Raw genomic sequence first — 5,100 nt, 5'->3', positions numbered from 1 at the left:
ATGCCGTTAAACGTGGCGATCCGCTACGAAGGAGAACTTCAAAACTTATTGTTCCGTTCGGAAGATGCGAAAGAAGGATTAAGTGCATTTTTGGAAAAACGGAAACCAAATTGGAAAGGAATTTAATAGAATGAAAAAACATATCGGTCACCTTGGCCGATATGTTTTTTCATAGCGTGAAATATAGTTTCGTCTAAAATAAGCGAAACAGCTTCTCATGAGCAACAAACTCGCCAATCGGCAAGTTTTTTACTAAGAAACAACTTGTAAAAATGAAATTTCATCTAGCATAATAAAAAAGAGGCAAAATTCAAAAAAAGACGGGTGTGAGTAGCGATGAGGCCAAGAGCTTTAATGTTTACCTTATTTGGTGAGTACATTCAACATTATGGCAATGAAGTGTGGATCGGAAGTTTAATTAATATGATGTCCCATTTTGGCATTTCCGAATCTTCCATCCGAGGAGCCGCTTTAAGAATGGTGCAGCAAGGTTTTTTCAAAGTCAGAAAAATTGGCAATAACAGCTATTATTCTCTTACAAGTAAAGGAAAGAGAACGATGATGGACGGGTTTACCCGCGTGTATTCGATGAGAAACTACAAATGGGACGGTTACTGGCGGATTTTAACGTACTCGGTTCCCGAGGAAAAAAGAGAGCTTCGCAACCAAATTCGAAAGGAGTTAAGCTTGATGGGATTTGGCTTGATTTCCCATGGCACATGGGCAAGCCCGAATCCTGTTGAAAAACAAGTGATGGAATTCATTAAAGACTATCACTTGGAACCATACGTCATTCTTTTTACTTCAAGCTCGATTGTTTCTCATGATAATCAAGAATTGATTCAAAGAGGATGGAATTTCGATGAAATCGCGAAAGAATATGATGTGTTCATTGAAAAATATCGAAAAAAATTTGATGATTTCAAAGAACGTGCATGGAACAATGAATTGTCAGACAGAGAATGTTTTATTGAAAGAACGAAGCTTGTTCACGAATATCGGAAATTTTTCTTTATTGATCCAAGTTTTCCGAATGATCTTTTGCCTCCGGATTGGAGCGGGACAAAAGCAAGGGAGCTCTTCTTCAATGTTCACCAGCTTTTATCAGTGCCAGCAATAAGATATTTTGAGACATTATTTGAAAAGGCCCCTGATTGTAAATTCGTTGCTAATCGGGACAGGGCGATAAATCCTTTTATGGACATTATTTAATTTACAAGTAGGTGAATTTTTATGTTAAATATTGAGCAAATTGAAGAAAAAATATATCGGATTCCCATCCCAGTACCTTTTCCGATGAAATACGTTTATTGCTATTTATTTCAAGAAGCGGATGGGTGGAGTTTAGTGGATGCAGGGTTTCATTATCTTGATGCGGTGGATACGTGGAAACAAGTTTTTAAACAACTGAGCGTGAATCCGAAAAATATCCGTTCTATTTATTTAACGCATTTTCATCCCGATCATTTTGGTTTGGCTGGATGGATGCAGGAGTTAACGGGAGCAAAAGTATTTATCAGCAAAGAAGACTATGTAATGGCTGAGCGTGTTTGGGGACAAAATAGCCGGCAGGCTAGCCGAGTCGGTGCGGTTTGCAGACAAAATGGCGTCCCGGACAGCCTTGCCGCTCAAATTGAAGGGAACATGAAAAAACTATCCAAACATGTAACGCCCCTTCCTTCTCTTACTGTTTTAGAGGAAAAAGAAGTGACATTGGGCGGGAAAACTTGGAGGGTTATTCCAGTACCAGGCCACAGTGATGGGCTTGTAAATTTTTATCAGCCGGAACAGCGTTTGCTCCTTGCTGCCGATCATGTGTTAGATAAGATTACGCCAAACATTAGTTTATGGCCGGGATGCCGTCCTAATCCCCTTAAAGATTATTTTTCTTCATTAAATAAAATAGATGAGTTGGACATAAAATTGGTTCTTCCGGCTCATGGAGCCGTTATTCATCAAATTCGAGAAAGAATTTCAGAAATTCGCCTGCATCATGAAAAACGGCTAAATCAAATGTTTTCCCTTGCGAAAGACGGCCAAACTGCTTATAAAATTGCCAGTGAAGTGTTTCAGCATAAAAAGTTGTCACCTCATCAATGGAGATTTGCCATCGCTGAAACATTGGCTCATTTGGAATATCTAGTGTCAATGAATCAATTAATCAAAGGTGAACGAAACGGTATTATATTTTATAAACACAATGTTGAAAAGGGTGCATAGCTGAAGCTTTGCGCTCTTTTTTATTTGCTTGCCCCAAACTTGCGCCGCTGTTAGCTATTTTCAGGGGGGCTCAAGAAGCGCACACACCGCTTGCACAGAATCAATGCGCCAAAGAACCTTGCGGTTGCAGACATCATTCATGTGGCGTATGAAGCGATAAGTAGGTGTTAAAAAATTCACATGCATATATCTGGAATCTTCGGGAGTGTAGCAATGACTTCTATATGTTATTGTATAAAAATTATATGATCGTTTAATAAATGTTATAGCCGCAGTATCATGTTGATGTTTTTCAACTTTAGGAAGTCTTTTCAAATTTCTTATACTTTCTAAACTAATTTCTGAAAATAATTATAAGATTAAATTTTCATATTTTTCTTATTTTTACGTTGACAAAGTTGTTTTAGCTGGATTAATATTATGTTAAACAGACGATCAATAAAAAAACATAATACAGAGAGGTGAAAAAATGGATAAGGCAGCTCTTTTAAAAGAAAAGGTTCAAAACGGGTTTATCGTTGAAGGGTTGGAAGACATGAATGAGGAATATTTGAACGCGCTAAAACAAACGTTACTCATTGTTGGAGATACAGAATTATTAAGCATTCCTCCTTTACTAACGGTTTACGATCAAGCCCCTACATTGAACAGCAAGATTACTGCATTAGCGATCATGCAGGACGAAATCGGTCATGCCCACATCGCTTATCGTTTGCTAAAAGATTTAGGCGAAGATGTAGACAATTTGCTGTATAACAGAGAGCCGCATCGCTGGAAAAATCCGTATGCTTTTGACTTTGAACTTTCTAATTGGATTGAATTTGGCGTGTTTAACGCCTTCTTCGACCGAGCTGGATATACGCTGCTTGGAGATGCTTTTGAGCATACCTCATATGGTCCGTGGAAACGAGCTCTAGTAAAGGTTGATAAAGAGGAATTGTTCCACCTTCGAAACGGTGAAGTCATCATGAGAACAGCGATGCAAGATCCCAAATTGCGCGAAGAAGTGCAAAAAGCGGTGGATTGGATGTTTTTAATGGCGCTGGAGTTCTTTGGGGTTGCGGATGGTTTGAAAAGCCGATCGGCACAGCTTGAATATCGCTTAAAAGGCAGGACAAATGATGAACTTCGCCAAAAATGGTTGTCAACGGCTGTTCCTTTCTGTGAATCGATCGGCGTGAAAGTACCGGCCCACTATGATGAACAGCAGCAAAAATATGTACTAGATGTACCGTTCCCTTGCAAATTTGATCCAGTGAACAAAAAGTGGCTATTTGATCAGCCGGATACATGGGAAAACGTGATTAAACGCTTCAAACAGCGGGGACCGAAAAATAAACAGTTTGTTGAAAGAATTCAAAGAGGGGCAAAAGAATTAGAACAGCTAAGAAAAGAGGTAGTGTGATGGAGAAGGTAAGCACGGATACGCAAAAATATTGGGAAGCGCTAAAGGAAGTCATGGATCCTGAATTTCCGATTAGTGTCGTGGATATGGGCTTGATCTATGATATTAAAAAGAACGGCGACGAAATCGACATTACAATGACATATACCGCTGTTTCCTGTGCATGTATGGAATGGATTGAAAGCGATATTAAAAAAAGACTGCTGGAAGAAGAGGAAGTGAAAACGGTCAATATCAATGTTGTTTGGGATCCTCCTTGGACGGTTGACCGCTTAAGCCCTGAAGGACGGGAGAAATTGAAATATTGGGGGGTAAGCGCAAGATGATCATCGAAAAAGAAAGAAGGTCTACCTTTGATGTTTTTGCTCGCATCAAGAGGGGAGATCACTTAATGTACATCGGCACCGTAGAAGCGGAAAATAAAGAACTCGCGAAAATATATGCATCTTTTACTTACGATGAAGAAGATTGGTCGGAGATGGTTGTCGTTGACAGGGACCAATTAGTGTGGGTAAGAAAACCAGATGGGTTATTTGCCGAAAAAGGAGATGAATCATGATGAGCGAAATGCAACTAGGTGTACATTCATTTATCGAGTTGCTAGAAACCATCGCTGATAACAAATATATGCTTGGTGACCGTTTGGTGGAAATCGGTGTGAGCGGACCGAATTTGGAAGCAACATTGGCTGCTGTCGCCATGGCTCAAGGAGAATTAGGCCATGCGAGGCTATTATACAATTGGTGCTTTGATTTAAGAGGAGTGAAAGGAAAAAAAGCGGAGATTCGCGGACAAACAGGAAAAGCATTCAGAGGAGTTGTAAACGTTCATAACTGGATTTCGCTTATCGCCGCACTATACACTGTGAATACTGCGATTCACATCGTATTGCAATCCACACTTGAATCAAGCCACTCCAAAGTCGCCTCCCGAATTCAAAAGCTTATTCGAGAACAGAAAGATCATATTATATACGCCAAAAATTGGGCCAAACAGCTTCGTCATGATCAGGGGGCCGTTCCTCACAGATTTAGGGAATCATTGAATGGGATTATTGATGAAGTATATGCATGGCTTGCGAAAGTTGAACAAAACCAAAAATTACAAACGGAAGGATACCTGCCGAAAAACGTGAAATTAACGGAGAAATTTAAAGAACAATTAAAAGAATTCAATACCGAACATCTTGTTCATATGAAGTGAGTGACGATCATGCCTGAATCAGGGGTAATATTTGAAACTCGGCACACCATGGAATGGTCCATTTAAAGAAAAACGCAAACCTAATTATTCTAATAAATTAAAAATTTGAAAGGAGAATATTTTATGTCGGTTGAAACAACTGTAAAAAAGAAAAATTTAACGGTGGTAAAAGATAACGGGATCGCGGAAATCCATCTTCACATCAATAAAACCAATGCTTACGATCTTGAATTTTATCAAGAATTCAACGCGGCGATTGATGACCTTCGTTT

Annotated in this window: 6 protein-coding genes and 2 pseudogenes; all 8 read left to right on the top strand. The window is 39.3% G+C overall.

The features are described from left to right. A pseudogene (locus tag HT574_RS20145) lies at positions 1-126 on the top strand (enoyl-CoA hydratase/isomerase family protein); the annotation flags it as partial. A gap of 210 nt (positions 127-336) precedes the next feature. Next, positions 337-1,212, top strand: a complete 876-nt coding sequence (locus HT574_RS19605; protein WP_175245833.1) for a PaaX family transcriptional regulator — start codon at positions 337-339, stop codon at positions 1,210-1,212. A gap of 21 nt (positions 1,213-1,233) precedes the next feature. Next, positions 1,234-2,220, top strand: coding sequence for an MBL fold metallo-hydrolase (locus HT574_RS19600; RefSeq protein ID WP_175245832.1), 987 nt, complete (start codon positions 1,234-1,236; stop codon positions 2,218-2,220). Positions 2,221-2,689: 469 nt separating this feature from the next. Continuing rightward, on the top strand, positions 2,690-3,625 hold the full coding sequence (locus HT574_RS19595) for a Phenylacetic acid catabolic protein (RefSeq protein WP_175245831.1): 936 nt from the start codon (positions 2,690-2,692) through the stop codon (positions 3,623-3,625). Continuing rightward, entirely contained in the window at positions 3,625-3,951 is a 327-nt protein-coding gene (locus HT574_RS19590; RefSeq protein ID WP_017434534.1) for a metal-sulfur cluster assembly factor, read from the top strand. Before HT574_RS19595 ends, HT574_RS19590 begins: the two co-directional genes overlap by 1 nt. Beyond that, positions 3,948-4,184 (top strand): hypothetical protein, encoded by a 237-nt coding sequence (locus tag HT574_RS19585; protein ID WP_042411149.1) that lies wholly within the window; start codon positions 3,948-3,950, stop codon positions 4,182-4,184. Before HT574_RS19590 ends, HT574_RS19585 begins: the two co-directional genes overlap by 4 nt. Continuing rightward, positions 4,184-4,828, top strand: coding sequence for a Phenylacetic acid catabolic protein (locus tag HT574_RS19580; protein ID WP_042411188.1), 645 nt, complete (start codon positions 4,184-4,186; stop codon positions 4,826-4,828). The genes HT574_RS19585 and HT574_RS19580 overlap by 1 nt, the downstream gene beginning before the upstream one ends. Before the next feature lie 123 nt (positions 4,829-4,951). Next, positions 4,952-5,100, top strand: a pseudogene (locus HT574_RS20140) (enoyl-CoA hydratase/isomerase family protein); the annotation flags it as partial.

Source organism: Parageobacillus sp. VR-IP (genome assembly GCF_013357975.1).
Taxonomy (GTDB): Bacteria; Bacillota; Bacilli; order Bacillales; family Anoxybacillaceae; genus Saccharococcus; species Saccharococcus caldoxylosilyticus.
The sequence above is the reverse complement of the archived record's forward strand: the minus strand, read 5'-3'. Positions and strand labels throughout refer to the sequence as shown.

Bases quoted from the DNA above. Each gene is read 5' to 3' on its own strand.
- HT574_RS19585 (WP_042411149.1), top strand. From the start codon at position 3,948: ATGATCATCGAAAAAGAAAGAAGGTCTACCTTTGATGTTTTTGCTCGC.
- HT574_RS19580 (WP_042411188.1), top strand. From the start codon at position 4,184: ATGAGCGAAATGCAACTAGGTGTACATTCATTTATCGAGTTGCTAGAA.
- HT574_RS19595 (WP_175245831.1), top strand. From the start codon at position 2,690: ATGGATAAGGCAGCTCTTTTAAAAGAAAAGGTTCAAAACGGGTTTATC.
- HT574_RS19605 (WP_175245833.1), top strand. From the start codon at position 337: ATGAGGCCAAGAGCTTTAATGTTTACCTTATTTGGTGAGTACATTCAA.
- HT574_RS19600 (WP_175245832.1), top strand. From the start codon at position 1,234: ATGTTAAATATTGAGCAAATTGAAGAAAAAATATATCGGATTCCCATC.
- HT574_RS19590 (WP_017434534.1), top strand. From the start codon at position 3,625: ATGGAGAAGGTAAGCACGGATACGCAAAAATATTGGGAAGCGCTAAAG.